The 26,100-nt window shown below is 58.3% G+C and carries 26 protein-coding genes and 1 pseudogene; 15 read left to right on the top strand and 12 right to left on the bottom strand.

From position 1 onward, the window contains the following. The first annotated feature begins 19 nt into the window (after positions 1-19). The 5 genes and pseudogenes from V476_RS06785 (at position 20) to V476_RS28565 (ending at position 4,537) form a co-directional block, all read left to right on the top strand. Positions 20-619, top strand: coding sequence for a LysE family translocator (locus tag V476_RS06785; RefSeq protein ID WP_032628809.1), 600 nt, complete (start codon positions 20-22; stop codon positions 617-619). 100 nt (positions 620-719) lie between these two features. Next, positions 720-2,276, top strand: coding sequence for a bifunctional aminoglycoside phosphotransferase/ATP-binding protein (locus tag V476_RS06780; protein ID WP_024959324.1), 1,557 nt, complete (start codon positions 720-722; stop codon positions 2,274-2,276). A gap of 271 nt (positions 2,277-2,547) precedes the next feature. Beyond that, positions 2,548-2,769 (top strand): annotated as a pseudogene (locus V476_RS26785) (TauD/TfdA dioxygenase family protein); the annotation flags it as partial. Positions 2,770-2,917: 148 nt separating this feature from the next. Beyond that, positions 2,918-3,793 carry a class I SAM-dependent methyltransferase gene (locus V476_RS06770; protein WP_024959323.1) on the top strand — a complete coding sequence of 292 codons (876 nt, stop codon included), beginning with the start codon at positions 2,918-2,920 and terminating at the stop codon, positions 3,791-3,793. Between the two features lie 546 nt (positions 3,794-4,339). Further along, positions 4,340-4,537 (top strand): hypothetical protein, encoded by a 198-nt coding sequence (locus tag V476_RS28565; protein ID WP_003313844.1) that lies wholly within the window; start codon positions 4,340-4,342, stop codon positions 4,535-4,537. Between the two features lie 104 nt (positions 4,538-4,641). Here the strand turns inward: V476_RS28565 and V476_RS06760 are convergent, their stop codons facing one another. From V476_RS06760 to V476_RS06750, 3 genes are all read right to left on the bottom strand, one after another. Next, positions 4,642-4,899: a hypothetical protein gene (locus V476_RS06760; protein ID WP_024959322.1), complete on the bottom strand. Its 258-nt coding sequence runs from the start codon at positions 4,897-4,899 to the stop codon at positions 4,642-4,644. 173 nt (positions 4,900-5,072) lie between these two features. Next, positions 5,073-6,215 carry an endonuclease/exonuclease/phosphatase family protein gene (locus V476_RS06755; protein ID WP_024959321.1) on the bottom strand — a complete coding sequence of 381 codons (1,143 nt, stop codon included), beginning with the start codon at positions 6,213-6,215 and terminating at the stop codon, positions 5,073-5,075. Positions 6,216-6,248: 33 nt separating this feature from the next. Beyond that, the gene (locus V476_RS06750) at positions 6,249-6,911 is read right to left on the bottom strand and encodes a YciC family protein (protein WP_024959320.1); all 663 of its coding nucleotides are present in this window, start codon (positions 6,909-6,911) and stop codon (positions 6,249-6,251) included. 197 nt (positions 6,912-7,108) lie between these two features. Here V476_RS06750 and V476_RS06745 point away from each other — a divergent pair, with 197 nt between their 5' ends. From V476_RS06745 to V476_RS06735, 3 genes are all read left to right on the top strand, one after another. Further along, a complete protein-coding gene (locus V476_RS06745; protein WP_024959319.1) occupies positions 7,109-7,813 on the top strand; it encodes a DUF2076 domain-containing protein in 705 nt (234 codons plus the stop codon). Between the two features lie 431 nt (positions 7,814-8,244). Continuing rightward, positions 8,245-8,721 carry an NYN domain-containing protein gene (locus V476_RS06740; protein ID WP_003313837.1) on the top strand — a complete coding sequence of 159 codons (477 nt, stop codon included), beginning with the start codon at positions 8,245-8,247 and terminating at the stop codon, positions 8,719-8,721. A gap of 21 nt (positions 8,722-8,742) precedes the next feature. After that, complete coding sequence (locus tag V476_RS06735; protein WP_003392086.1) at positions 8,743-9,354, top strand: 3'-5' exonuclease; 612 nt, start codon at positions 8,743-8,745, stop codon at positions 9,352-9,354. 4 nt (positions 9,355-9,358) lie between these two features. On the opposite strand, the gene V476_RS06730 is transcribed toward V476_RS06735, so the two are convergent. Then, positions 9,359-9,826, bottom strand: coding sequence for an Lrp/AsnC family transcriptional regulator (locus V476_RS06730; protein ID WP_024959318.1), 468 nt, complete (start codon positions 9,824-9,826; stop codon positions 9,359-9,361). A 167-nt stretch (positions 9,827-9,993) separates the two neighbouring features. Between V476_RS06730 and yedA the strand changes: the two genes are divergently transcribed. Together yedA and rhlE1 are read left to right on the top strand one after the other, a co-directional pair. Next, positions 9,994-10,908, top strand: coding sequence for a drug/metabolite exporter YedA (gene yedA / locus V476_RS06725; RefSeq protein ID WP_024959317.1), 915 nt, complete (start codon positions 9,994-9,996; stop codon positions 10,906-10,908). 62 nt (positions 10,909-10,970) lie between these two features. Then, positions 10,971-12,299: an RNA helicase RhlE1 gene (gene rhlE1 / locus V476_RS06720; RefSeq protein ID WP_003340788.1), complete on the top strand. Its 1,329-nt coding sequence runs from the start codon at positions 10,971-10,973 to the stop codon at positions 12,297-12,299. Between the two features lie 248 nt (positions 12,300-12,547). Here rhlE1 and V476_RS06715 read toward each other — a convergent pair whose 3' ends face one another. Both V476_RS06715 and V476_RS06710 read right to left on the bottom strand, forming a co-directional pair. Continuing rightward, the gene (locus V476_RS06715; protein ID WP_024959316.1) at positions 12,548-13,786 is read right to left on the bottom strand and encodes a TIGR03862 family flavoprotein; all 1,239 of its coding nucleotides are present in this window, start codon (positions 13,784-13,786) and stop codon (positions 12,548-12,550) included. Between the two features lie 105 nt (positions 13,787-13,891). Further along, a complete protein-coding gene (locus V476_RS06710; RefSeq protein ID WP_003313832.1) occupies positions 13,892-14,809 on the bottom strand; it encodes a histone deacetylase family protein in 918 nt (305 codons plus the stop codon). Positions 14,810-14,929: 120 nt separating this feature from the next. On the opposite strand from V476_RS06710, the gene V476_RS06705 reads away from it, so the two are divergent. The 3 genes from V476_RS06705 to V476_RS06695 all read left to right on the top strand — a co-directional run bounded on the left by V476_RS06705 (position 14,930) and on the right by V476_RS06695 (position 17,095). After that, a complete protein-coding gene (locus V476_RS06705; RefSeq protein WP_003313831.1) occupies positions 14,930-15,499 on the top strand; it encodes a GNAT family N-acetyltransferase in 570 nt (189 codons plus the stop codon). Between the two features lie 139 nt (positions 15,500-15,638). Then, the gene (gene tesB / locus V476_RS06700; protein ID WP_003313830.1) at positions 15,639-16,508 is read left to right on the top strand and encodes an acyl-CoA thioesterase II; all 870 of its coding nucleotides are present in this window, start codon (positions 15,639-15,641) and stop codon (positions 16,506-16,508) included. Beyond that, a complete protein-coding gene (locus V476_RS06695) occupies positions 16,505-17,095 on the top strand; it encodes an HAD family hydrolase (protein ID WP_024959315.1) in 591 nt (196 codons plus the stop codon). Before tesB ends, V476_RS06695 begins: the two co-directional genes overlap by 4 nt. Positions 17,096-17,377: 282 nt before the next feature. On the opposite strand, the gene V476_RS06690 is transcribed toward V476_RS06695, so the two are convergent. The 4 genes from V476_RS06690 to V476_RS06675 form a co-directional block, all read right to left on the bottom strand. Then, a complete protein-coding gene (locus V476_RS06690; protein WP_003313828.1) occupies positions 17,378-18,367 on the bottom strand; it encodes a hypothetical protein in 990 nt (329 codons plus the stop codon). A 4-nt stretch (positions 18,368-18,371) separates the two neighbouring features. After that, the gene (ypfJ, locus tag V476_RS06685; RefSeq protein WP_003313827.1) at positions 18,372-19,265 is read right to left on the bottom strand and encodes a KPN_02809 family neutral zinc metallopeptidase; all 894 of its coding nucleotides are present in this window, start codon (positions 19,263-19,265) and stop codon (positions 18,372-18,374) included. A gap of 170 nt (positions 19,266-19,435) precedes the next feature. Further along, positions 19,436-20,722, bottom strand: coding sequence for an MFS transporter (locus V476_RS06680; RefSeq protein ID WP_024640227.1), 1,287 nt, complete (start codon positions 20,720-20,722; stop codon positions 19,436-19,438). 138 nt (positions 20,723-20,860) lie between these two features. Continuing rightward, the gene (locus tag V476_RS06675) at positions 20,861-21,292 is read right to left on the bottom strand and encodes a BRO-N domain-containing protein (RefSeq protein WP_004416053.1); all 432 of its coding nucleotides are present in this window, start codon (positions 21,290-21,292) and stop codon (positions 20,861-20,863) included. A 501-nt stretch (positions 21,293-21,793) separates the two neighbouring features. Between V476_RS06675 and V476_RS06670 the strand changes: the two genes are divergently transcribed. Both V476_RS06670 and V476_RS06665 read left to right on the top strand, forming a co-directional pair. Then, entirely contained in the window at positions 21,794-22,924 is a 1,131-nt protein-coding gene (locus V476_RS06670; RefSeq protein WP_024959314.1) for a DUF6861 domain-containing protein, read from the top strand. Next, complete coding sequence (locus tag V476_RS06665; RefSeq protein WP_024664288.1) at positions 22,924-23,409, top strand: hypothetical protein; 486 nt, start codon at positions 22,924-22,926, stop codon at positions 23,407-23,409. The genes V476_RS06670 and V476_RS06665 overlap by 1 nt, the downstream gene beginning before the upstream one ends. A gap of 173 nt (positions 23,410-23,582) precedes the next feature. On the opposite strand, the gene trmA is transcribed toward V476_RS06665, so the two are convergent. Next, positions 23,583-24,668, bottom strand: a complete 1,086-nt coding sequence (gene trmA, locus V476_RS06660) for a tRNA (uridine(54)-C5)-methyltransferase TrmA (protein WP_003399943.1) — start codon at positions 24,666-24,668, stop codon at positions 23,583-23,585. Beyond that, on the bottom strand, positions 24,665-25,960 hold the full coding sequence (locus V476_RS06655) for an NCS2 family permease (RefSeq protein WP_003396212.1): 1,296 nt from the start codon (positions 25,958-25,960) through the stop codon (positions 24,665-24,667). Before V476_RS06655 ends, trmA begins: the two co-directional genes overlap by 4 nt. Positions 25,961-26,100 lie beyond the last annotated feature (140 nt).

Below are 26,100 nucleotides of genomic sequence, written 5' to 3'. Positions count from 1 at the left end.
TATTGTGCAAGGGTGTGATATGCATGAACTACTGAAGGTAGCGATTGAGTCTGCTGTACTGTTATTTGTTCCGGGACCGACGAATACGTTATTGCTGGCGGCCGGTGTGTCCAAGGGGTTTTTGAAGTCTGCTGGTTTACCGCTGTTCGAGCTTTCCGGCTACGTGATTGCGATCACCTTCTATTCCATTCTGATCGAATATGTCTCGGGCAATACAGTTTGTCTGTTTTTCATGAAGGTGTTCTGTGCGGGCTATATATCTTACATGTCTTGCAAGACGTGGAAGCTTTCAGGTGACTTTTTAAAAGCGACCGAAACTATTTTGGGATTTAATATATTTATTACTACGCTGTTTAATCCGAAAGCATTTATTGTGTCTTCGATCATCTTTTCCGTTACGCTTATCGACGATCCGCTTTTAATTGCTCAGGAAATGCTGGTCTTTTCTGGGGTTATGTTGCTGGCGTCCCTTTTTTGGCTGAGCGTCGGAACTTTTGTCAATCTCCATTCGCAAGAAGGAGGGGGCACAAGGCAGGTAATACTTAAAGCCTCAGCATCGGTATTGATGATGTTTTCTTGCGCTATATTATATTCAGGTGTTTCCAGCCTGCTGAGCTAATACTATTGATGACCCATATGAGCTGGACAGCGGTTTGCACAACCGTCTGTAGCCGCAATCATACCCTCCATGAATCTCCCCAAACTCCGAAGGATCACACGTGAGCCAGTCCCTGATTGCTGCCCTGCAAAACCCGGCCCTGTTCCCCCATCCGGTGGATCAGTTCCACGTCATCGAGACCCATATTTCCTGGGTCCTGCTTACGGGTAACTACGCTTATAAAATGAAGAAGCCGGTGAATTTCGGCTTCCTCGATTTCACCACCCTGGAAGCCCGCAGCCACTTTTGCAATGAAGAGCTGCGCCTCAACCAGCGCCTGACCGATAATTTGTATCTTGAAGTGTTGCCAATCACCGGCAGCGCAGAAGCACCGCAATTGGGCGGCGACGGCCCGGTAGTCGACTGCGTGCTGAAAATGCGCCAGTTCCCACAAAGCCAGCTGCTCAGCACCTTGCAAGCCAACGGCGAACTGACCAGCGCGCACATCGATGAACTGGCCAGGCAGATCGCGCACTTTCACCTGAATGCCCCGAAAGTGCCGGCCACACACTCCGCCGGCACGCCACACGACGTCATGGTGCCGGTGCTGCAGAACTTCGAGCAGATCCGCCCTTTCCTCAGCGACAAGGCTGACCTGGCACAACTGGAAGCCTTGCAGGCGTGGGCCGAAAGCAGCTTCGAGCGCCTCAAGCCACTGTTTGAACAACGCAAGCTCAATGGTTTCATCCGCGAATGCCACGGTGATATTCACCTGGGCAACGCCACTATGATTGATGGCCATGTGGTGATCTTTGACTGCATCGAGTTCAACGAGCCATTCCGCTTCACCGATGTGTATGCCGACACCGGTTTCCTGGCGATGGACCTGGAAGACCGTGGCCTCAAAAGCCTGGCGCGGCGCTTTATCAGCCAGTACCTGGAACTTACCGGCGACTACCAAGGCCTGGAGCTGCTGAACTTCTATAAAGCCTACCGCGCCCTGGTACGCGCCAAGGTTGCACTGTTCAGCATGCCTTCCGAGGCAGACGCGGTGCAGCGCGCAACCACCCTGCGCCAATACCGCAACTACGCCAACCTGGCAGAAAGCTACAGCACTACCCCCTCGCTTTTCCTGGCCATCACTCACGGCGTGTCAGCCGTCGGCAAAAGCCACGTGGCCATGCGCCTGGTAGAAGCACTGGGGGCAATTCGCCTACGTTCGGATGTAGAGCGCAAGCGCCTGTTCGGCGAGCAGCATGTCGAGAACAAGCCGCAGGCAGGGATCTACACTGCAGATGCCAGCGCCGCCACCTACGCGCGCTTGAACGAGATCGCCGACACCGTAATGCGCGCTGGTTTCCCGGTGGTACTGGATGCGACCTTCCTCAAGCGTGAACAACGCGACGCTGCGGCGAAAATCGCTGAGGCCACCGGCGCACCGTTCCTGATCCTCGACTGCAATGCGCCACAGGCCGTGATCGCCGCTTGGCTGGCACAACGTCAGACACACAAGAACGATCTGTCCGACGCCACCCTGACCGTCATCGAAGGGCAGCAGGCCAATCGTGACCCGCTCAGCGCCGAAGAGTTGCTGCTCAGCAAACGCGTGGAGACCAATGAAAGCGGGACGCTTGACGCGTTGGTTGCGCAAATTCGTCAGCGACTGTCCCGTTCGTAAGTAAAATTTATTGACATCACGCCCTCGTCAGATAAGGGGCAAGAAATACTGGCATTTTTCTTGACCCTTTTTGCGCCTTTTTCATGCTGACGTTGCCGACAGTGGCATCGTAACTCCATCGAGCCTTCCTCGGTCATCCGCAGTGCCGACAGCATAGAACGGCACCATCTATCTTTTTGCGTAGGCTGAATCAAATACATCGAGAGTGAATTTAAGTCATTTGCTGCCTGAATATGCCAGCTATAGCCTTAATCGAACAACATTACCCCCCCACCTGTTCAGCCTGCTGCAGAGTCACGTCCCACGGCTGGAAAATACTGTGCGCTGGCGCTGGCATAGCGGTGACGTAGCGATCTGGGATAACCGCGCCACCCAGCATTACGCGCTGGATGATTAATGAACCCAAGAGCGCATCGTACGCCGGGTGACCTTCAAGGGCGAAGTACCGGTGGGCGTGCAAGGACAGCGGAGTCAGGTCACGAAAGGTCCTTAAAGCGGAATCTGGACGTTGCAAGCCAAATTGCAAGTGTCGATCGAAAAAACCAGCTATAGCAGACCAACAACTATTGATGGTGTAAAACGTGAAGGATAATCATGCAAAAAATATTAGTTGGCCCATAGTACGGTACAGGAAAGCTATGATGCTCACTTCACAGAAAAACGTTATTAATACGGGTATTCCAAGTCGAACTGCTTTTCAGGTTGCCGAACTCCGGGCCGCTCATCAGCTGCTGGATGAACCCATCATATTCAACGACCCGTTGGCCTTGCCGATTCTTGGCGAGCAGGCGGCAACCGACCTGCGACAGTATCCATTCCAATCCAACGATCTCCATGCGCGAGGCATACGTGCTGTCGTGGTTACTCGTAGTCGATTAGCTGAAGATGAACTCAAAAAATTTGTACACTCCGGAGTGAAACAATATGTCGTTTTAGGTGCCGGCCTTGATACATTCGCTCTCAGGAATACTTATCTTGAAGAGGGCCTTCATGTATTTGAAGTGGACCATCCATCTACCCAAGAATGGAAGAGAAGTCTACTTAAAGAAGCGTCCATAAACGTACCTGACTCATTGACGTTCGTGGCGGTTGATTTTGAAAGTAACACCTTAGCCGAAGAACTGCAGAAAGCCGGTTTCCGCGCAGATCAACCTGCATTTTTTTCTTGGTTAGGCGTGACGATATACATATCCCAGGAAGCGATACATGACACACTAACGTTTGTCGCGTCGCTGCCAAAAGGAAGCGGCGTAATTTTCGATTACGGCGTCACCCCTACGTTGCTCGATCCCATTGAAAATGCCATAGGCGATCATCTTGTGAGTTTGATCGGGCAACTGGGTGAGCCATGGAAAACATGGCTTGACCCCGCTGTCATTGAACATGAGCTTCAGAGTATAGGATTTCAGTCCGTGAGAGACTATGGCTCTGTTGAACTGAATGAGCTCTATCTGGCTAGAAGAAAGGATGGTTTGCGAATGCTCGGAACATTTCGATTGATATGTGCGAAGATTTGAGTATGGGTTTGCACGGATCTAATAGGTGCGGTTTCGTGTATACAGTTGTTGCTTCAACCCTCTAACGCTACGTGACGGTCCCAAGCAAACGGCCCGCCTTGTTAGGGCCGTTTCGCTTTGTTATGGGCAGATCTTGCCGAGGGTGTCAATCCTCTCAAAATGTCAATCCTCCATAGCGAGATTGACAGTCAACGGTGTTGCTGACGAAAACGCCAGAAGCCCACTAATTTAGAAGCTACAACGCTGTCAATGTCGCAGGTGCTAGGTGATAGAAAGCATTACTGGCCGGATGATCCGTTGGTGGCGGAGGCGACGGCGCGGGTGAAGCCGAGGGGGACGTGAGGTCCGGGAGCAATGGCTCGTAATCCAGTAGACCGAGAGGCTAAGCCGTCAAGCTCTGCCAACCGATCACGTTGAACTGCGTCAGGCTAATTAGGGGCTCGGTTTTTCCAGCGGACTTTATAAAGCAAAAGCGCAAAAATGACGGCAAGAGGCTATCTATCCGGTTAAGCTGTCCGCCACTCAACCAATGGACAGGAATCCATAATGAAAACTAACTTCGCTTTGTTGTTGCTGGCAGTCATCTCTATCTCGGGCTGCGTTCAAACCGCTTACAGCAAAAGCATCGCAGTGACCAAGGATGCATCGGGCCGTGTTGTGCAGACCGTTGAAACAGAGACGGTCACGCAGCCAGGTCAAGGTTATGAAATGCGTCTTGAGAAAATTCAGGGCGTGCAACGTTGAGTTGATCTCTAGAGGGAGAACCTCTTTATTCTGGTCACTTAGCTTGCAAGCGAGACAGTGACCCAGAGAACGCCAGGGCGCAAAGCCCTGGCAGGCAGCAGATGTCACTTTTTCTTTTTAGCCGGCTTTTCAGCCTTTTCAACCTTGTCTGATTTCTTGGCCTTTTCTGGCTTGCTATCAGCTTTTTTGGCTGCTTTCTTTGGCTCGGCGTCTTTTTTCTTGTCTTTCTTTTCGGAAGACTTGGAAAGCGTCGAGGCCGCTTCGGATTTCTTGGCAGGTGATGCCTTCTTGTCTTTCAGATCCTTGCTGGCTTTCGAGGCTTCGCCTTTACTTTTCTTGTCTTCTTTAGCCATGTTGATCACCCTTTGGTGTATGCCGGTATTGGCACGTCGCCCATGGAAGTATCCATGGGCTAATCATTAGGCGAGCGCGCTCAGAAACGGTTCAAACTGTTTTGATACTGTCGGCTGTGAGGACGCCATTCGAAAGTTTGGTGGCCAGCCAGAATATTGAAACCTGCATGCCGCTTTCTACCTCAAGGCAAAACCGGCAACAAAAATCTTCCAATCACCGGCAAATGATCAGATATCAGCAACGTATCATCCCGCCGCACGCGTGCACTGACCCGCTTCAGGCTCGGGCTGTAGAACAGATAATCCACCGTCCGGTCCGGCCCGTTGATGCGGCTGTCGTTGGGGAAGTGCGTCAGCCATTTGCTGCGGTCGATGCCGCTGGATTCGGCGTTGTCGGGGATCATCGGGTATTTGTCCCATAGCTCGTGCAGTTCGCTGTCGGCGGCGTAGCCAAGGCGCTGCTGCTCGGGGAGGCGCTGGTATTGGCCCAGCGGCAGCAGGTTGAAGTCGCCGCCGATCAGCCAGGGCGTGCCGCCGCTTTCCAGCTTGTCCAGCTGTGTTTCTGTGGCAGCGACCTGTTTTTGTGCGGTGTCGCCGGCGTGTCTGGCGGTGGTCAGGCTGGTATTGATGACGGCCAGTTTGCCGCCGTCACGCAAGGGTAGGTAGCTGACCAGCAAGGCATCCTTTGGCTGAAACTGACGGCTGATGATGTTGGCGTCGGGCACCGGCAGTTGTATACGTTCGGCGCTGTCGATGTGGAAGCGGCTGAGGGTCGCGAGTTTTCTGCCGACGCTGCCCCAGATATGCGGGTTGGGTACGAACTCTGACTTCCAGTAGAAGGCCTGCGTGCTGCATGGGTAGAGGTCCGCGACACGTTCCTTGATCAGCGCCAGCTGATCCTGATAGTCGGAGTTCTTGGCGCCATCGTCGACGCCTTGCAGCAGCACGATGTCGGGTTGTTCGTCACGGATGACCCGCGCCACTTCATCCAGATTGTAGGCAAGGTCTTCATGGGTCGGGCGTTCGTCCGGGCCGCTACCGTCGGCCATGTCGTACCAGAACACGTAGCGTTTGCCCGCCAGGTACTGGATGTTCCAGGTCATGACTTTCAGCGCTTGCCCCGGCACCAGTTTCGGTGCCTCGACCGCAGGGTTGCAACTGGCCGTGAGTAATTCACGGGCTGGAGGGCGCCAGGTCAGTTGGAAAACCAGTAACAGCAATACGGCGACCAGCAGCAAGCCGTACAGGGTCAGACGTAGCAGTAAACGGGGCATCGGCTCGACTTGGAGCGCCTGGCGCTCAGTGAGGGATTCGGCAGTGAGCATACCGAATCGACGCGCCTGACGTCAGCCTTTGCTTCAGGCGCGGTGCGCGGGTTCGCTGATCAGCATGAACAGGCGAAACGTCACGATGGTGGTGAACAGCTGCAGGAAGCTGCCGATGCTGTCGGTGATCACGGAAACCGCTGCGCTTTGCGGTTCCGGAAACAGGTACAGGCTGGCGCCCTCGAGCAGCCACAGGGGAATATAGACGCTCAGGACACACACCAGAATGCGCGTGAAGTGTCCGGTGGTCATCTGCATGCTTTCGCGCATGGCCATGAACGGCGTGCGCTTGCGCAGAACCAGCAGGTACTCGCTGAACGCCAGTTTGATCATCACCCAGATGCCGGGTACGACGAACAGTGAAAGGCCGAACATGATTAGCAGGGTGCTCATGGCCGAGAGCACGGCGAAGGTCGGCCACAGGCGCACTGCCATGGCCAGTACATCGCGGGTGTGTACGTCCTCGCCACGGCTGCGTGCGTCGAGAAACAGGATCAGCGCGGCCGTATAGACAGGGTAGAAAAACAGCCCGATCACCAATGCGTAGGCAGGTGACGTGTCGGCGGACATGGCGTTGCCCAGCGCTTGTTTGGCCAGCACTTCAAGGATCACGACAGGCAGGCACAGCAGCGCGATACTGCCGAGATTGCGCCGAAAGAAATAAAGCGAATCCTGGATGATGTTCAACGGGTTCATGGAGATAGATCGCAGGCTAAAAGCAGGCGCACACTTTAGCCCATGGCCCCTGTCGAACCAAGCACAGTGGTTTTCGGCGCACGCCTTGTTATCTTTTTCTTCATGTCATTGAAGCGCGTCGATGAGGCCCCATTTTCTACACATGGTCCTGCCATTGCGGCAGGGAAGAATTCCAGTGGCAACTCAGTGAGGTGGTCATGAACAGCGAAGAGCAAACCCTGATTGACGGTCTTTTCTCGAAACTGAAAGACGCTGAAACGGCATCCGCCCCGCGAGATGCTGCGGCCGAGGCGCGTATCAAGGAGCATCTGACCCGTCAGCCCGCTGCGCCGTATTACATGACGCAGGCGATTCTGGTGCAGGAAGCGGCGGTCAATCAGCTCAATCAGCAGGTAAAACAGCGCGACGAGCAGATTCAGCAGTTGCAGGCCGAGCTCCAGCAGGCCAAGGGGCAAGCCTCATCCGCGCCAGCGAGTGGCGGGTTTTTGTCGAGTATCTTTGGCAGCAGCGCCCCGCGCGCATCGCAGCCGCAACCGAGCCAGCCTTCCAGTGGCGGCTGGCGTGATGGTGGTGGTTTCAATCCTGCACCTGCGCCCGCAGCGCCGCAGGGTGGTTATGCCGCGCCGGCTCCGGCTGCCGGCAGTGGCTTTCTTGGCGGTGCGCTGAAGACTGCGGCCGGTGTAGCGGGCGGTGTGTTGCTGGCAGAAGGTATCAGCAGCATGTTCGGCCACCACAGCCAGCCGCAGGAGATCGTCGAAGTCATTCACGACGCGCCACAGGCTCAGGACACCGGCTTGTCCAATGACCAGGGCGGTTGGGGACAGCCGGATCAGCAGTACACGGCTGACGACAATTTCGACGATGTTGGCGACAGTTTCTCGGACGATGATTCGTTCGTTTGAGGATGTGACAGTCGTTCTTCATGCTCCCACGCTGGAGCGTGAGGAGCGATAGGTGCCCGCAAGGTCGCTGATCGTGCCTGGACTCTGCGCTCATCGTTATACGCAAGTCTGCTCTTGATTCTGGCCGCAAGCCGTGGGAGCGAGCCGGGCTACGCTTCGCTTGCTCGCGAAGGGGGCTTTATAACCGTCGAAAATACATCGTCTGAAACACCGTCTCGCGAACAAGTTCGCTCCTACGCCCTGCGGGCAGAAGCTCGAAAGTCACGTTTTCCGGGCTCTTAAAGATTTGTGTATGACAATGCGCGCTGGAGCGCGGGAACGATAATCGCTGTGTCGACCTCAATTCCTTCCTCAAACTGGCATACTGGGCGCCGATTCACGTTCCGGATCGCTGTAACCCGTGGGCATGTTGCCCGCCATGAGGAATTGCGGTGAAGAAGATCGCGGTGTTCGCCGACGTGCAGAACCTGTATTACACCGTGCGCCAGGCGCATGGCTGTCATTTCAATTACGCCGCCTTGTGGGCGGATATCAGCAAGCGCGGCGAGATCGTTCACGCGTTTGCGTACGCCATCGATCGTGGCGACAGCAAGCAACAGCAGTTCCAGCAGATCCTGCGCAATCTGGGGTTCACGGTCAGGCTCAAGCCCTACATCCAGCGTAGCGACGGTTCGGCCAAAGGGGACTGGGATGTCGGCATCACCATCGATATCATGGATTTCGCGCCGCAAGTGGACGAAATCGTGCTGGCGTCGGGTGATGGCGATTTTGACATGTTGCTCGAACGCGTGATCAGCAAGCATGGGGTCGAGGCGGTCGCCTACGGCGTGCCGGGGCTGACCGCGAACTCGTTGATCCGCGCCGCCAGCCGTTACGTGCCGATCGAAGGCGCGTTGTTGTTGAAATGAATTTACAGGGCCAGGCCAGTGTTGGAACGTATTGCAGTCATCGACTTTGAAACCACCGGTATCTCCCCAGGCCATAGCTGCCGGGCGACCGAGATTGCGGTGGTGATCATGGAGCAGGGGCGTATCGTCGAGCGCTTTCAGAGCCTGATGAATGCGGGCGTGCGTATTCCTGCGTTCATCGAAGGGTTGACCGGCATCAGCAACAACATGATTCGTACCGCCCCCAGCGCCGAACGGGTGATGGGCGATGTGGCGGATTTTGTCGGTTCGACACCGCTGGTGGCGCACAACGCCTCGTTCGACCAGAAGTTCTGGGATTACGAGTTGTCGCGTATCGAGCGCACGCGCGAACAGAGCTTTGCCTGTTCGCTGCTGCTGGCCCGACGGCTGATGCCCGGCGCACCGAACCACAAGCTCGGCACGTTGACCCGCTATGCGCGCCTGCCCGACACCGGCAAGGCTCACCGGGCGATGGCCGATGCGGAAATGGCGGCCAACCTGACGGCGTACCTGACCAACGAATTGCGCCAGACCCACGGCATCTCTGCCATTTCTCACAAGATGCTGTGTTCCCTGCAGAAAGTCCCCGCCGCCAAGATCAGCGAAACGCTGAAGCGCCAGCGCGGCGTCTGAACTGTCAGTGCTCCTGTTTGCCGTTGCTGATCAAGTAATCGGCCGGCAGGCTGCGCTCCACTGCCGTCGACAGCACGATTGACGTCTTGCTGAAGCCAAATTTGGCGATGCGGTTGATCAGGTCTTCCAGGTGCGGCATCGAATCGACCGCCGCGCGCATGATCACACACGGGTCGCCCGTCACCCGATAACACTGGATCAGTTCGGGGACTTTCCACAGGTCCTTATAGGCCTGCTGATTGCCATGGCTGCCCATGCGCAGTTCGATGATGCATTGAATCGGCAGGCCGACTTTCGACATATCGACCTTGGCCTCGTAACCGGTAATCACGCCACTGGCTTCCAGCTTGGCGACCCGCTCGGCCACCGCGGGCGCGGACAGGTTGACCAGTTTCGCCAGCTGCGCAAAAGACGCCCGGCCATTTTTCAGCAGCTCATCGAGCAGAATCCGATCGTATTTATCCAGGGTCATGGCGTGCCTCGTACCGAGCAATGGGCGTTTTTAAAAGAAAAGGAAAGCAGGCCTGACAAGCATTGAATCGTAAGTTTCAGCGCGTTTTAAACAGGTTTGTCTGCTTAATATCCGACTTCGGCCTTCATACAATAGGTCAACCATAACAATGATCCCAGAGCCTAGCCATGCCTCAATCCGTTCGCGTTTCGCCCTTGCTCATCGGCGCCTTTCTGGCCTTATACCTGATCTGGGGCTCTACCTATCTGGTGATCCGCATCGGCGTGGAATCATGGCCGCCGTTGATGATGGCCGGTGTGCGCTTTCTGATTGCTGGTTGCCTGATGTACGGCTTTTTAAGGTTTCGCGGCGTGCCGGCGCCGACCTGGGCTGAGTGGAAAGCCGCGTTCGTGATTGGCTTCCTGCTGCTGGCCTGCGGTAACGGCGGTGTGACCCTGGCCGAACACGCAGGCGTTGCGTCAGGTGTGGCAGCGCTGGCGGTGGCGACCATGCCGCTGTTTACCCTGCTGTTCGGGCTGTTCTGGGGCAATCGCACCACTAACCTTGAATGGGCAGGCATCGTGCTGGGCCTGATCGGCATCGGCCTGTTGAACCTCGGCTCCAATTTGCAGGCCAGCCCTTATGGCGCCGCCGTGGTGATCTTTGCCGCCGCCGCCTGGGCGTTTGGTTCGGTGCTGAGCAAGCACCTGTCGTTGCCGAAGGGGCCGATGGCCAGTGCGGCGGAAATGATCACGGCGGGAGCGACGCTGCTGATCGGCAGTGCCTTGAGTGGCGAGCGTCTAACGCATATGCCGACGGCGGCGGGCTGGGGCGCGCTGCTGTATCTGGTGGTGTTCGGCTCTATCGTCGCGTTCAGCGCTTATATGTACCTGCTCAAGAACGTGCGCCCGGCAGCGGCGACCAGCTACGCCTACGTCAATCCGGCTGTGGCAGTGATGCTTGGCGTGGTGTTCGCTGGCGAAACGATTGGTGTCGAAGAGTGCATGGCCATGGTGGTGATCATCAGTGCCGTGGTGCTGATTGGCCTGCCGCAATGGCGCCGGTCGCCGTCGCAAGAGGCCGTATCGACACGCACAAGCTAACCGAGGCGCGCCGGACAGGTTAAACTGCGCGCCTTGCGTTGAATCTTTCCTACGGTATTTCCATGACATTCGCCTCTCTCGGCCTGATCGAACCCTTGCTGCGCGCCCTCGAAGCGCTCGGTTACCAGACTCCGACGCCTGTACAGACTCAGGCAATTCCTCCGGTACTGGCGGGCCGCGATCTGATGGCTGCTGCGCAGACCGGCACCGGCAAGACCGCAGGTTTTGCCCTGCCGCTGCTGCAACGGCTGACCATGGAAGGCCCGAAAGTCGCGCCCAATTCGATTCGCGCGCTGGTGCTGGCGCCGACCCGCGAGCTGGCCGATCAGGTTCATGAAAGCATTCGTCAGTACGCCGAGCATCTGCCGCTGACCACCTACGCGGCTTACGGCGGCGTGAGCATCAACCCGCAGATGATGAAGTTGCGCAGGGGCGTGGACGTGCTGGTCGCGACCCCAGGCCGCTTGCTCGATCTGCACCGCCAGAACGCGGTCAAGTTCTCCCAGTTGCAGACGCTGATCCTCGATGAAGCTGACCGGATGCTCGACCTGGGCTTTGCCGAGGAATTGCGCGGTATCTATGCGGTGTTGCCCAAGCAGCGCCAGACCCTGCTGTTCTCCGCGACGTTCTCCGACGAGATTCGTCTGCTGGCCGCGCAGATGCTCAATGACCCGCTGACCATCGAAGTCAGCCCGCGGAATGTCGCGGCGTCGTCGGTCAAGCAATGGGTCGTGACTGTCGACAAGAAGCGCAAGGCGGATCTGTTCATCCATCTGATGAAGAAGCATCGCTGGGGGCAGGTGCTGGTGTTCGCCAAAACCCGGGTTGGCGTCGATCAACTGGTGGATCGCTTGCAGGGTTTGGGCATGAACGCCGACGGCATTCACGGCGACAAGCCGCAGGCCACCCGCCAGCGCGCGCTGGACCGCTTCAAGAGCAACGAAGTGAAGATTCTGGTGGCCACCGACGTGGCGGCGCGCGGTCTGGACATCGATGACCTGCCGACCGTGGTCAACCTGGACCTGCCGATCGTGGCCGAGGATTACATCCACCGTATTGGCCGCACCGGCCGTGCAGGGCTGACGGGGGAGGCGATTTCGCTGGTGTGTGCCGATGAGGTTGAGTTGCTGTCAGCCATCGAAGTGCTGACCCGCCAGACCCTGGAGCGCAAGGAAGAGCAGGATTTCGAGCCGGAGCATCGCGTGCCGAGTACGGATGCCAGCGGCCAGATCCTGAAAAAGCCCAAGAAACCGAAAAAACCCAAGGTGTCGGGCAGCAAGCGCAACCTGGGCAAATGGGTCGACAGCGGCGAGTCCGAGCCTGCGCCGGTGGTCAAACCGGTGCGTAAAGTACCGGTCTTCAACACCGGTCCGCGCAAGAAGAAGCCTTGAAGCGCAGTGCGCATTCAACGCGGACGGAGCGCTCATTGCTACATACAAGTTCGTTTTTGATTCTGGCCGGAGGCCGTAGGAGCGAACTTGTTCGCGAAGGGGCCTGCATAATCGCCGAAAATGCATCGATTGAAACACCCTCTTCGCGAACAGGCGAAGCGTCGCCCGGTTCGCTCCTACGCCCTGCGGGCAGAATCAAGAGCGGACTTGTGCACCACGATCAGCGCGGAGCGTAGGGGCGATCATGATCAGCGCGATTGCAGCCACTCGACCATCCCCAACCCCGCAGCGCGGCCGCTGGCGAAGCAGGCGGTCAGCAGGTAGCCGCCGGTCGGTGCTTCCCAGTCGATCATTTCACCGGCGCAGAATACGCCGGGCAGTTGCCTGAGCATCAGACGCTCGTCCATGGCCTCGAAGGTAACGCCGCCTGCGGTGCTGATGGCCTCATCAATGGGGCGCGGTTTGATCAGGGGCAGTGGCAGCGCCTTGATGGCCTCGCTCAACAGCTGCGGATCGGCAAACGCTTCACGAGGCGCAAGCTCGCGCAGCAGCGCTGCCTTGGCGCCGTCCAGCCCCAACTGGCTGTGCAGATGCTTGGACATCGAGCGCGAGCCGCGGGGTTTGCTCAGGGCTTTTTGAATGTCTGTCAGCGCTTTGCCGGGCAGCAGATCGATATCCACAACTGCTGAGCCGTGAAGGTTGATCTGTTCACGAATCTGCGCCGACAGCGCATACACCAGGCTGCCTTCCACGCCCGTCGCGGTCAGCACACATTCCCCCAGACGCAGGGCATGGCCATGCAGGCCCATCGCGACATTTTTCAGTGGCGCACCGGCAAACTTGTCGCGCAGCAGGTCGCTCCAGGCGCTTACCTCGAAACCACAGTTGGCGGCCTGCAAAGGCGCAACCTCGACCTGCCTTGCCTGTAGCCATGGCAGCCAGGCCCCGTCAGACCCCAGCCGCGCCCAACTGGCGCCGCCCAGCGCCAGCAACGTGGCTGCCGGCTTGATCGCCAGTTCACCGTCAGCATGAGTAATGCGCAGGCTGCCATCAGCGTTCCAGCCCGACCAGCGATGCCGCGTATGAATCGTGACACCGGCATCGCGCAGCCGCTTGAGCCAGGCGCGTAGCAGGGGGGCGGCTTTCATGTCTGTGGGAAACACGCGCCCCGAGCTGCCGACAAAGGTCTCGATGCCTAGTGCATGAATCCACTGGCACAGCGCATCAGCGTCAAAGCCGCGCAACAGCGGTGCGATCATCGGCGAACGTTCGGCATAGCGCGCCAGAAAAGCCGGGTAGGGCTCTGAGTGGGTGATATTCATACCGCCCACCCCGGCGAGCAGAAACTTGCGCCCGACCGACGGCATGGCGTCGTACAGATCGACCCTCAGTCCGGCCTGGCTCAACACTTCTGCTGCCATCAACCCCGCAGGGCCGCCTCCGATGATGGCGACGGTTCGGGAAGCGGAGGAGGCGAGGTCGGTCATGGTCAGCGAAGATCGATGGCAGAGGGGTGGGGCATTCTACCCGAGCGTTCTTTCAAGGTGTGGCGCACGTCATGCGCTGCGACTGAGGCGAAGTACCGCGCAGGGTCACAGGCCCATGTCGTTCCAGACCCGTTGCGCACTGTGATGGAGGATCCCGTGGCGCCTTGCGAGTGCCTGGCGGTCCTTGCTGTAGCCACCGCCGATCACGCCCATGACCGGAATGTCGCGACTCAGGCAGTGACGCAGCACCGCTTCGTCGCGATTGGCCAGCCCCTGGTCGGTGAGCTGCAGATAGCCCAGCGCATCATCCTTGTGGACATCCACGCCTGCGTCGTACAGCACCAGGTCCGGCTTGTAGAACGGCAGCAGGTAGTTCAGCAGGTCGTCGACCACGTTCAGGTAGTCGGCGTCGCCCATGCCCATTGGCAGCGGGATGTCCCAGTCGCTCTGCGCCTTGCGTGCCGGGAAGTTCTTTTCGCAGTGCAGCGACACGGTAATGGCATCCTCGGTATCGGCCAGAATGCGCGCCGTGCCGTCACCCTGATGCACATCGCAGTCAAAGATCAGCACCTTGTCCACGCGGCCGCTTTGCAACAGGTACTGACTGATCACCGCCAGGTCATTGAAAATGCAGAAACCCGCCGGGTAGTCATAGTGCGCATGGTGGGTGCCGCCCGCCAGATGGCAGGCCAGGCCATGCTTGAGAGCCTGTTCGGCCGTCAGCAGCGAGCCGCCTACCGCACGGATGGTTCGGCGTGCCAGAGCCTCGCTCCACGGCAGTCCGAGACGCCGCTGGTCTTCGCGCGACAGATCACCGCTAAGGTAGCGGCTGATGTAGGAAGGGTCATGAGCCAGCGCCAGAATGTCCGCCGGGCACAACTCGGGACGCATTAATTGAACGTCACTGGTCAGGCCGCTGTCGATCAAGTAATCGCGCAACAAACGAAACTTGTCCATCGGGAAGCGATGATCCGCCGGGAATTCCGGGCTGTAGTCTTCGTGGTAGATAAGCGGTAGGGACATTTTGCGTCCGTTGAAGGGCCGAAGCCCGATAGTGCCAGTAAAGTATCCGTACGCCCAGTTGTGTGGCGCAGCGGACGGCTGCACTGAAGCCCATTCATGTCTCGTGACACGGGAGAATCGATGGAACCGATACTCAAGCTTGATAGCGCCCGACTGCGGATGCGGCAGTGGCGTGACGATGACTTGCCGGCGTTCGCCCGGATGAGTGCGGACCCTCGCGTCATGCGCTATTTTCCGAAGCCCCTGAGCCATCTTGAAAGTGCTGCCATGATCGGGCGGCTGCGTGGTCATTTTGCCGAACTGGGTTTCGGGCTCTGGGCGCTGGAGCGCAAGGACACCGGCGAGTTCATCGGTTTTACCGGGCTGCATGTGGTGGGTTTCAAGGCGCCTTTTACACCGGCCGTGGAGATCGGCTGGCGCCTGGCTTATGACCACTGGGGCCTGGGCTTTGCCAGCGAGGCGGCCTGGACCGCCTTGGGCTGTGGTTTCGAGCGCCTGGAGCTGAAGGAGATCGTGTCGTTCACGGCGGTCAATAATCAGCCGTCACAAAAGGTGATGCAGGCAATCGGTATGCAGCAGGATGAGTCCGGCAGTTTCGATCACCCGAACCTTGAGGACGGCCACCCGCTCAAGCCGCACGTGCTGTACCGGATCAGCCATGAGCAGTGGCTCAAGACGCTGAAGCCTTGATCAGGGTGCAGATTGAATTAAGCCAACCATCTTAAGTCTGTATCATTCCGTTCCAGTGGGATGGGCCCGAGGCCTGTCGGAAAATGCAGCGACTGCTGTTGCCGTACCAGTGCAAAGTCGATGTACGAGAGGAATGAGAATGAGCCAAGTGCTGGATGATCTGGTTGAGTTGCTGACGCTGGAAGCCATTGAAGAAAACCTGTTCCGCGGGCATAGCCAGGATCTGGGCTTTCGCCAATTGTTTGGTGGTCAGGTACTGGGTCAGTCGCTGTCCGCCGCCAGTCAGACGGTCGAAGAGGACCGTCATGTTCACTCGCTGCACGGCTACTTCCTGCGTCCCGGCGATGCCGGTTTGCCGGTGGTCTATCAGGTGGACCGCGTACGTGACGGCGGCAGTTTCAGCACGCGCCACGTCACTGCCATTCAGAAGGGCAAGCCGATTTTTACCTGCAGCGCTTCGTTCCAGTACGACGAAGAGGGCTTCGAGCACCAGGCGACGATGCCGCAGATTGTCGGCCCGGAAGACCTGCCGTCCGAGCTGGAGTTGCTGACCCGCCGCGCGCACCTGATTCCTGAAGCGATGCACGACAAGTTTCTGCGCCCCAAGCCGATCCAGTTCCGCCCGGTGACCTCCGAGGATCCCTACGATCCCAAGCCCGGCGAGCCCGTGAAATACGTGTGGTTCCGCGCCGATGGCAGCCTCTCGGATGTGCAGGCGCTGCATCGTTACATGCTTGCCTACGCCTCTGACTTCAACTTGCTGACCACCTCATTGCTGCCACACGGCAAAACCGTCTGGCAGCGCGACATGCAGGTTGCCAGCCTTGACCATTCGCTGTGGTTCCACAACGACCTGCGCACCGATGACTGGCTGCTCTACGCGATGGACAGCCCCTGGGCAGGCAACTCGCGCGGCTTCTCGCGCGGCAGTATCTTCAACCGCGACGGGCAACTGGTCGCATCGGTCAGTCAGGAAGGGCTGATCCGACATCGTAAGGATTGGGCATGACACTCGAAGGTATACGGCACTGGGTGTTCGACATGGACGGTACCTTGACCGTCCCTATCCACGACTTCCCGGCCATCAAACGTGAATTGGGCATCCCCCAGGACGACGACATTCTTGGGCATCTTGCTGCGTTGCCCGCTGAGGAATCGGCGGCCAAGCACGCCTGGCTGCTGGAGCATGAACGCGAGCTGGCGCTGGCTTCGCAGCCTGCCGAGGGCGCGGTCGAGCTGGTTCGTGAATTGTCAGCGCGCGGTTATCAGCTGGGCATACTCACCCGTAACGCTCAGGAGCTGGCCTATATCACCTTGAAGGCCATCGGCCTGGATGACTGCTTTGCCGTGGAGGATGTACTGGGCCGCGACGAGGCGACTCCCAAACCGGACCCGGCAGGTTTGCTGCAGCTGGCCACTCGCTGGAGTGTCGAGCCGGAGCAGATGGTCATGATCGGCGACTACATGCATGACCTGAACTGCGGCCGTGCGGCGGGCGCCAAGACCATTCTGGTCAACCTGAAGGACAACCCATGGCCAGAGCTGACTGACTGGCACGCGGTGGACTGCACGGAGCTGCGCGGGATGCTGGGGTGATCTGAGCTGTTTATCGTGCCAATGCGGAGCGCTCATCGTGATCCACAAGTCTGCTTTTGATTCTGGCCGAAGGCCGTAGGAGCGAACTTGTTCGCGAAGGGGGCTGTATAAGCGCCGAAAATGCATCGACTGAAACACCGTCTTTGCGAACGAACTAAGCGTCGCCCGGTTCGCTCCTACGCCCTTCGGGCAGAAGCCTGGAAGCCCTTTATTCCAGGCGGTCTAAACCTTGTATGTAGCGTTGAACGCGGAGCGTGGGGACGATAGTTATATCCAGATCACTCAAAACGGCTTGAACAGCACCGCCTGGCCTTGCGGTGATGTGAAGATCCCGTCGCCGTTGTGGCCTACTTTCGGCACGATCACCAAACGCTGGTTCAGCCCTTCCGGGTGACGCTTCTGCAGATAGTTGAAGTAGTTCTGCCCACGAATCAGGCGGTAGGCGCCTTGCGCTTCGGCGGCGCAGGTCTTGTCCAGCGCCGGGTGATTGCGGTCGGTGTCCAGCTCGCCCATCAGGTAAGTGATGTCGCGCTTCACGTAATTCTTCTCGATGTCAGCCGGCTTTTCCTTGCCCGAGTAGAACGGCATCTTGTTGAGGCCGTATTTCCAGTCGTTGAAGTTCGGGCAGCTTTGCGCAGTTACCGGTTCAGGCCGTTCCGCGTCGAAGTAAGCGTAAGACGACGGATTGGCGATCACGTAGCGCAGCTTCACCCCTTCACGTTGCAGCAGCGCGTCTTCCTTGCCGCCGATCATCGCGTAGCGCTGCACCACCTGCGCACCACCGGAGTGCCCGGCAATGACGATTTCCTTCAGGTTGGGGAACAGCTTGCTGTCGCTCAGGCGCTTGAGGATGTGGTCCAGCACCAGGAACGAGCTGACCGGCTTGGGATCGGTGGACGTTGCGCCTTCCATCCAGCTGTTCTGGCGCCAGCGCAGGATCGAGTCAGGCAAGTGGTGCGCAACGATATCCCTTTCATCCAGAAATTGCGGGGCGATCAGCAAGGTCTTGCCGCGCTCTCGGGACTGGTTGGCCGCCCGTTCGATGCTGCGCAGGTAGGTTTGCGCGTTGCGCAGGCGACCGTGCAGGACGATCACCACGCGTTCGATCTTCGGCTTGGGATGTACCCACTCCTGGCTCAACCCGAGGGTCGCCTCGGCACCATTGATGGCGAGGCGATCCGGGCTGATGGAATTGACCGCTTGATCCTCGGCATGCGCCCCGAGGCTCACGAAGGCAGTGCTCAACAACAGGACCAGAAGCGGTTTAATCATGTGCTCAGAGACTCTTGGCGGCGAATGTATCGCATTGATTGATTTGACCTTGGGCAAAGCCTGCCTTGAACCAGCGTACACGCTGTGCAGACGTGCCGTGAGTGAAGGAGTCTGGGGCGACTCGACCACTGCTTTGCTGTTGCAAGCGATCATCGCCGATAGCGTTGGCCGCGTTCAATGCTTCTTCAATATCACCCGGCTCGAGCCAGTTCAAACGATTTTGTGCGTTGTAGGCCCAAACACCGGCAAAGCAGTCCGCTTGCAGCTCCTGGCGGACCAGTAAACCGTTGGCACCTTCCATTTTCTGCCCGGCCTGGCGAGCCTTGTCGACCTTGGCGGAAATGCCCAGCAGGGTCTGCACATGGTGCCCGACTTCGTGGGCGATCACGTAAGCCTGAGCGAAGTCGCCAGCGGCGGAAAAGCGCTGGGCCATTTCACGGAAGAACTCCATGTCCAGATAGACCTGCTGGTCAGCCGGGCAATAGAACGGACCGGTTGCCGAAGTGGCGCGACCGCAGGCGGAGTTGACCTGGCCGCTGAACAGCACCAGCGTAGGGTCCTTGTATTCGCGACCGTTCTGAGCGAATACGGCGCGCCAGGTGTCTTCGGTATCGCCAAGGATGCTGCGCACGAATTCCGCCTGCTGGTCGTTGGCCGGCGGCGCTTCACGCGTTTGCGCGCTGGGCGGGGCGCTCTGCTCGGTCACTTGACCGGTCAGTTGCCCGAGAATCTGCATCGGGTCCTGGCCGGTCAGCAGGCCGATGGCGACGATGATCACGATGCCGCCGATACCCAGCCCTTTGCCGCCGATGCGCATGCCACCACCGCCGCCACCACTGCTGCCGCCATCGCGCGCATCGACTACGTTGTCGCTGCGTCGGCCTTTTTTCCAGAGCATGTCGGATCCCTCTTCTTTTCGTGCAATGAGTGTCGCTGCTGATACGCGAATACGCCAGTCCGGCGTTCCGGCCAGCGTCGTGTGCAGAATGCGAGGGTATAGAGGTGTAACGGGGCTGATTGGTTCGCGCAAGCTGTGCCGTGGCTGTGTTTTGCTGAAACCTGCCGCTGTCAGGCCTGTTTCACGGGCTGCGCGTTGAGCACGTCCGGCGGCGAGGCGTCGGCAAAACGGTCGACCTGGCGCAACGATTTGAAGCCCGTCATCCAGGCGCCGACCACGCCCAGCGTGCAGACACCCCCCAGAATTGCGGCAGGGATTGCGCCGACCAGCGAGGCGCTGGTGCCTGCGCGGAACTCGCCCAGCTCGTTGGAGGAGCCAATGAACAGCATGTTCACCGCATTGACCCGGCCGCGCATGTTGTCCGGCGTCGAGAACTGCACTAGCGCCGAACGGATGAATACGCTGACCATGTCGGCCGCGCCCGCGATCAGCAGGGCCAGGCACGATAGCCAGAACAGTGTCGACAGTGCAAACACCAGATTCGCTACGCCGAACAGGCCGACGGCGAGAAACATGGTCATGCCGACGTTGCGCTGCAACGGGCGCATGCTCAGGTAAATGCCGACGCCCAGTTCACCCAGGCTCATCGACGCACGCAGCATGCCCAGCCCTTGCGGCCCGAGGTGCAGCACTTCATGGGCGTAGATCGGCAGCAGCGCCACCACGCCGCCGAGCAGCACGGCGAACAGGTCCAGCGAAATGGTGCCAAGGATGATCGGCCGCGAGCGAATGAAGGCAATACCCGCGGTGAACCGGCCCCAGGCGCTGGAGCCCAGTTCCACCGGTTTACCGGCAAAGGGCGTTGCCACGGGGGCCAGAAAAAGGATGCCGGCAATGAATGCTGCGACGCAGACCGAATACGTCAGCTCTGCGCCGCCCAGCCAGTACAGATAGCCACCGATCAGTGGGCCTCCGACGGTCGAACAGCGCATGATCACGCTGTTGGTGGCGATGGCCGAGGCCAGTTGGTCGCGCGGGACGATCTGCGGCAATAGGCTTTGCAGCGCCGGACCGGTAAAGGCGCGGGCGCAGCCGTACAGCATCAGCGCGCCGTAGATCAGCCGCAGGTCTTGCAGCTTCAGCGCCGAGAACACCAGCAGAATGACGCCACAGATCGCCTGCACACCCCAACTGAGCATCAGGATGACCTTGCGGTTGTAGCGGTCGATCAGATCCCCGGCAGGCATCAACAGCAGCAACATGGGAATGAACTGAGCAAGACCCACATAGGCCAGCGCCATCGGCTCGCGGGTCATGTCATAGACCTGCCAGGCAACGACCACCGCCTGAATCTGCATGGCAAACACTGCCATCAGGCGCGAGAGGATAAAACTGACGAAACCGGGTTGGCTGGACAACTTGACCGGTACAGAAGGCGCGGAAGACTCGGAGCTCAAGAAAAAGGATCCCATCGAAGCAGCTGATTCAGGTTTTTGGTTTATACCCCAGCGTATCGATAGGAAGCTAATAAATATTCTGACAGTTTCGCGGTGATGAGCATGAACAGATGCACCCTTGCTCCTTATGCAGAGTGCTCACGCGGCGAACTTTTCTCTTGCAGGCGGCAGGCCAAGCATTCGACGCCACCAGACCACCGTAATGTGACGTGCAGGCGGTGTGAATTCGCTACGTAGCGTCGGAATTACTTCGCTGCTGAGCCATAGGCGCAATGCGCGGTTTTCCGGCACGTAGTGATGCACCAATAGCGCGTAAATGCCTGAATCGCTGATCATCAGGCATTTTTGCCATTCGCCATGACTGTGCAGCCACACATGGCGGTGTTGATCGCTGTCCAGTTTACGGGTCGAGCGCTCGTCCAGCGCCTTGCCCATCAGCCGAGCCATGTCCTGCAGGGAAAACCAGCATTGATACCCTAGGCGCACGGCACGCAGCGCACGGTGATGGCGGATGAATATCAGGGGGTCTACACAGTCGGTGCAAAGGATAAGTTTCGGGTCGGTCTTCATGGGGCACTCAGTCTTTGATGTTGAGTCACCAGCTGTCGTCGCTAAACAACAGGGTGGCGACTGTGCGCAGGTTAGCGAACCGGCCATCAAAGAAACCGGCAGACCCAAAGGCCTCCCACACACAGTCACCATAACAAGCACTCACGCATTGTAATGCGTGAGGCCGGTTGCGGTGTACTGATGCTTTTGATGGTTCGGATCGCTAAATCCGGCCGCTGATTCAGCAGCGACGGCACGCAGACTAGAGTGGGGTTGGCGTGTGGACAAGTAGTCAACCGCGGGATCAGATTAGTCCTACATGTTGTAGCTGCTTATTCCCACAAATGAGGCTCAACGATGTCCAGCCAGAGGCACAGCGCTCGAAGGACATTTGAGCAAGTTGGCGCGTTGTAAGAACTTTCCGAATTTCACTGTTTTGATGTGTGCCCCCAAAACTCTTGCGCGCCTTCTGGTAGGTTCCATTGGCAAGGGCTGTATCAAGAGTTGTCAGGGAGACACTGAATGTTGTTTTTCCACATGCTGCCTTCGTGGAGTGAGCTGCGACAAAGGCTGAACCACGACATGGGGTATCAGCCAGGCGGCCACTTTCGCAATCACCGTAACGAACCTGCACCTTCGCGATCGCTGATCATTCGTCGTTTTGATTGCGTAAGAAGGGTATTCGTCCTCGCTGAATGGGAGGCTGGTCGCATATTGGTACAGCGTTTTTCGGACCTCGACATCGCCAGCATCATCAAGGATTTGATCAATGTTGTTGCCCAGACGGCCATGATTGTAGTGGGCAGTGCCTTTACCGGAGGCTTGATAGGCGCAGGGGTTGGCTCAGCTTTCTTCGGGGTAGGTGCTTATCCCGGTGGCGCTCTCGGCACTGCGCTGGGATTACAGACCAGTACCTTCATTTTGGGAGTGCTGGGTCTGAAGTCCATCGCCGAGTACGTTGTCGATGGATTCCCGCACATCGTCGGCTATTACTTGAGCGGCATCAAAACAGCATGGCAAGGGCCTCGCGAACAAGGGCTAAACCCGTTCATGAGCGACGATCCTTACGCCCAGAACAGCGCCACTCAAGACATCGCAAAAGGGCACGTGGAAGTCGTGCTGCTGTTGTTGGGCGCGATGGTTGAATACCTGACACGTGGCCGAGGCGACGCACGCCTTCTCGCGCAGGAAATGCGAGCCAGCCCCAGAGGCGAACGACTGGGGCAGTGGATGCTGAAGCATGAGGATGCGCTGAAGAAGCGATCTGATTTGCAGAGGCCGGGGTCGAGCAAGAGTACGCTGGATGCTCAAGACGCTTTTACCCCCGTACCGTACTCTAACCGTGAAGGCGAAAAGAACCTAGAAAATGCAAAAGGCATAATCAAAGCGAGTGAAACTATTGGTCAGCCTGTAGAGGCTGTGATAAACGGACGCAAACGGCTGTTACGCGTTGATATCGAACCCAATGGTAAGCTTCAAATACAATCGGGTGGAGGAAAAGACTCCATCGTGGATTTCAGGCCCGATCTTTCCAAGCCGCTGGCCCCTCAGATCGATAAAGCCTTTAAACGCCTGCCTCAGTCCGTAAGAGATGAGTTGATCCGGAATGCGGAGAAAGGTCTGAAACGCTTGCAGGAAACGGGGAATATGTAATGACTGATAAATACGCTGTTGCTTTGGAATCGGGTGGCGTGTTGCCCGAAAGAGAAAATTTGATCCTCCAGGCATGGGGCGATGTACCGGTCTCGTATGTTCAAGATGAAGAACTTTTAAGTGCCTGCAGTTTTCTAGATTTGAAGATAAATAAATGGGAGGTCAATAAGCAATGGAGTACTCAGCAAGAAAGTGAACCTTGGATCAGGATGGAAATACTCAGAGGTCAGGCGCTTGAGGACTATTTTCAACACAATGGCAAAACCCTGCGTAATGCGGGTCAGTACAAAGCGCTGCTCATACTCGAACTGGACGAGGGGGGCGTGGAAGTTGATGTTTTCTTGTTCATGCGCCTAATCTCAGTCTTTAGTGAAAGTTTTAAGGTTTACCGTTTTTGCGATGGTGTTCAGGAAGTTGATGAAAAGGCCCTTGCTTCTATATCGGCACGAAATACTGTTATGGAGCGATTGGTTGGGTGCTGGTAACTATAGAGATTAAGAATCTCCAGGTAAATATCGAGGGTCGCTTGGGGCGCGGCTGAGCTGCCACTATATTTATTTTTCTGGTGCTAGATAGGAAGCGAGAAACGATAGGACGCGAAGCGTCCAGAACTACATGCCGACGCAGAGCGTCGGCAAGATAGTCAGTCAGAGGGGCCTCAGCGCCTAACCAGCAGCACGCCCGATTCCATGTGGTGGGTGTACGGAAACTGATCGAACAGTGCGCAGCGCTCGACCCTGTGGGTGTCGTGCAGTTGGGCGATGTTGGCGGCCAGGGTTTCCGGGTTGCAGGATATGTACAGAATGCGCTCGAAGCGCCGGGTCAGTTCGCAGGTGTCCGGGTCCATGCCGGCGCGGGGCGGGTCGACGAACACGCTGCCGAAATCGTAGCTCTTCAAGTCCACACCGTGCAGACGGCGGAACGGGCGCACTTCATTCAGGGCTTCGGTCAGTTCTTCGGCGGACAAGCGCACCAGCGTGACGTTGTCCACGCCGTTGTCATCCAGGTTGCTTAGCGCCGCATTGACCGAGGTCTTGCTGATTTCGGTCGCCAGTACCTTGCGCACGCGGGTGGCCAGCGGCAGGGTGAAGTTGCCATTGCCGCAATACAGCTCCAGCAGGTCGTCCTGCCGCTCGCCCAGCGCATCGAAGGCCCAGTTGAGCATCTTGCCGTTCACCGTGCCGTTGGGCTGGGTGAAAGCGCCTTCCGGTTGCCGGTAGCTGAAGGTGCGGCCAGCCACGTCGAGCTTCTCGGTCACGTAATCATGGCCGATGACCAGCTTCTGACCCTTGGAACGGCCAATCAGGCTGACGTCCAGTTCGGCGGCCAGTTGCTCGGCTGCGGCCTGCCATTCGGCGTCCAGCGGGCGGTGATAGCACAGGGTGATCATCGCGTCGCCTGCCAGCGTGGTCAGGAAGTCCACCTGAAACAGCTTGTGGTTCAACGTCGGGCTGGCTTCCCAGCGCTCGCGCAGCACCGGCATCAGCGCGTTTATGCGCTCGCTGGCGATCGGCAGGCCTTCGAGCAGGATCGGTGTCCTGTTATCGCCCGGCGCGAACATCGCGTAGTAGCGCTTCTGGTCTTCGCGCCACAGGCGGAACTCGGCGCGCAGCCGATAGTGTTCGCGTGGCGAGTCGAACACCTGCGGCTCGGGTGCATCGAACGGCGCCAGCAACTCGCGCAGGCGGACGGTTTTTTCTTCGAGCTGACGGTCGTAGCTCGCAGGGTCGAAGGGAACACTCATGCGTTGAACCAGCCCAGCTTGATCACGAACAGGATCGACAGAATCACCAGCGCCGAATTCAGCTCGCGCCAGCGTCCCGACAGCAGCTTGATCGCTGTCCAGGAAATGAAGCCAAAGGCAATGCCGTTGGCGATGGAGTAGGTGAATGGCATGGCCAGGGCCGTGATGACTACTGGCGCTGCGACCGTGATGTCATCCCAGTCGATTTCCGCCATGCCGGACGCCATCAACACGGCGACGAACAGCAGCGCGGGTGCCGTCGCGAAGGCGGGCACGCTGCCGGCCAGTGGAGCGAAGAACAGCGCCAGCAGAAACAGCACGGCGACCACCACGGCAGTCAGACCTGTGCGGCCACCGGCGCTGACGCCCGCCGCCGACTCGATGTAGCTGGTGGTGGTCGAGGTGCCCAGCAGTGAGCCGGCCATCGCGGCAGTACTGTCGGCGATCAGCGCACGGCCCATCTTCGGCATGTGCCCGTCCTTGCCCATCAGCCCGGCGCGTTTGGCCACGCCGATCAGGGTGCCGGAGTTGTCGAAGATGTCGACGAACAGGAAGGCGAAGATGATGCTGACCAGACCGACGTCCAGCGCACCCATGATGTCCAGTTGCATGAAGGTCGGTGCCAGCGAAGGCGGCATCGACACCACACCGCCAAACGGCGAGAAGCCCAGGGCGATGGACACCAGGGTCACCGCTAGGATGCCGATCAGCACGGCGCCGCGCACCTTGAGGTAGTCCAGGGCTACGATCAGAAAGAAGCCCAGCGTCGCCAGTACCGGGGCGGGCTGCTTGAGATCGCCCATGCCGACCATGGTCGCCGGGTTGCTGACCACGATTCCGGCGTTATGCAGGGCGATCAGCGCCAGGAACAGGCCGATACCGGCCGCAATCGCCGAACGCAGGGGCAGGGGAATGCTGTTGATGATCCATTCACGGATGCGGAAGATGGACAGGATGAAGAACATCACCGCTGAAATGAACACCGCGCCCAGCGCTACCTGCCAGCTGTGGCCCATGTGCAGGACCACGGTGTAGGTAAAGAAGGCGTTCAGGCCCATGCCCGGTGCCAGAGCAATCGGGTAGTTGGCGATCAGGCCCATCACCGTCGAGCCGATGGCCGCTGCCAGGCAGGTGGCGACGAATACCGCGCCCTTGTCCATGCCGGTTTCGCCGAGGATGCTCGGGTTGACGAACAGGATGTAAGCCATCGCCAGGAAAGTCGTGACGCCCGCAAGAATCTCGGTCCGCACGTTGGTGTTGTGTGCCTTGAGTTGAAACAGCCTTTCCAGCATGTCTGGCTCTCCGTGACGCGGCGCGCGTCGTGAATGATCGACTCCAACAGCAATGCACAGACTGCAGGGCAGCCCGTTTGATTTTTGCGGGTCGGAAAAAGCCGCGCATCATACCAGCAGCTTGGCGGGATGGCTGCCTG

This window comes from Pseudomonas syringae KCTC 12500 (assembly GCF_000507185.2).
GTDB lineage: Bacteria > Pseudomonadota > Gammaproteobacteria > Pseudomonadales > Pseudomonadaceae > Aquipseudomonas > Aquipseudomonas syringae.
The sequence above is the reverse complement of the archived record's forward strand: the minus strand, read 5'-3'. Positions and strand labels throughout refer to the sequence as shown.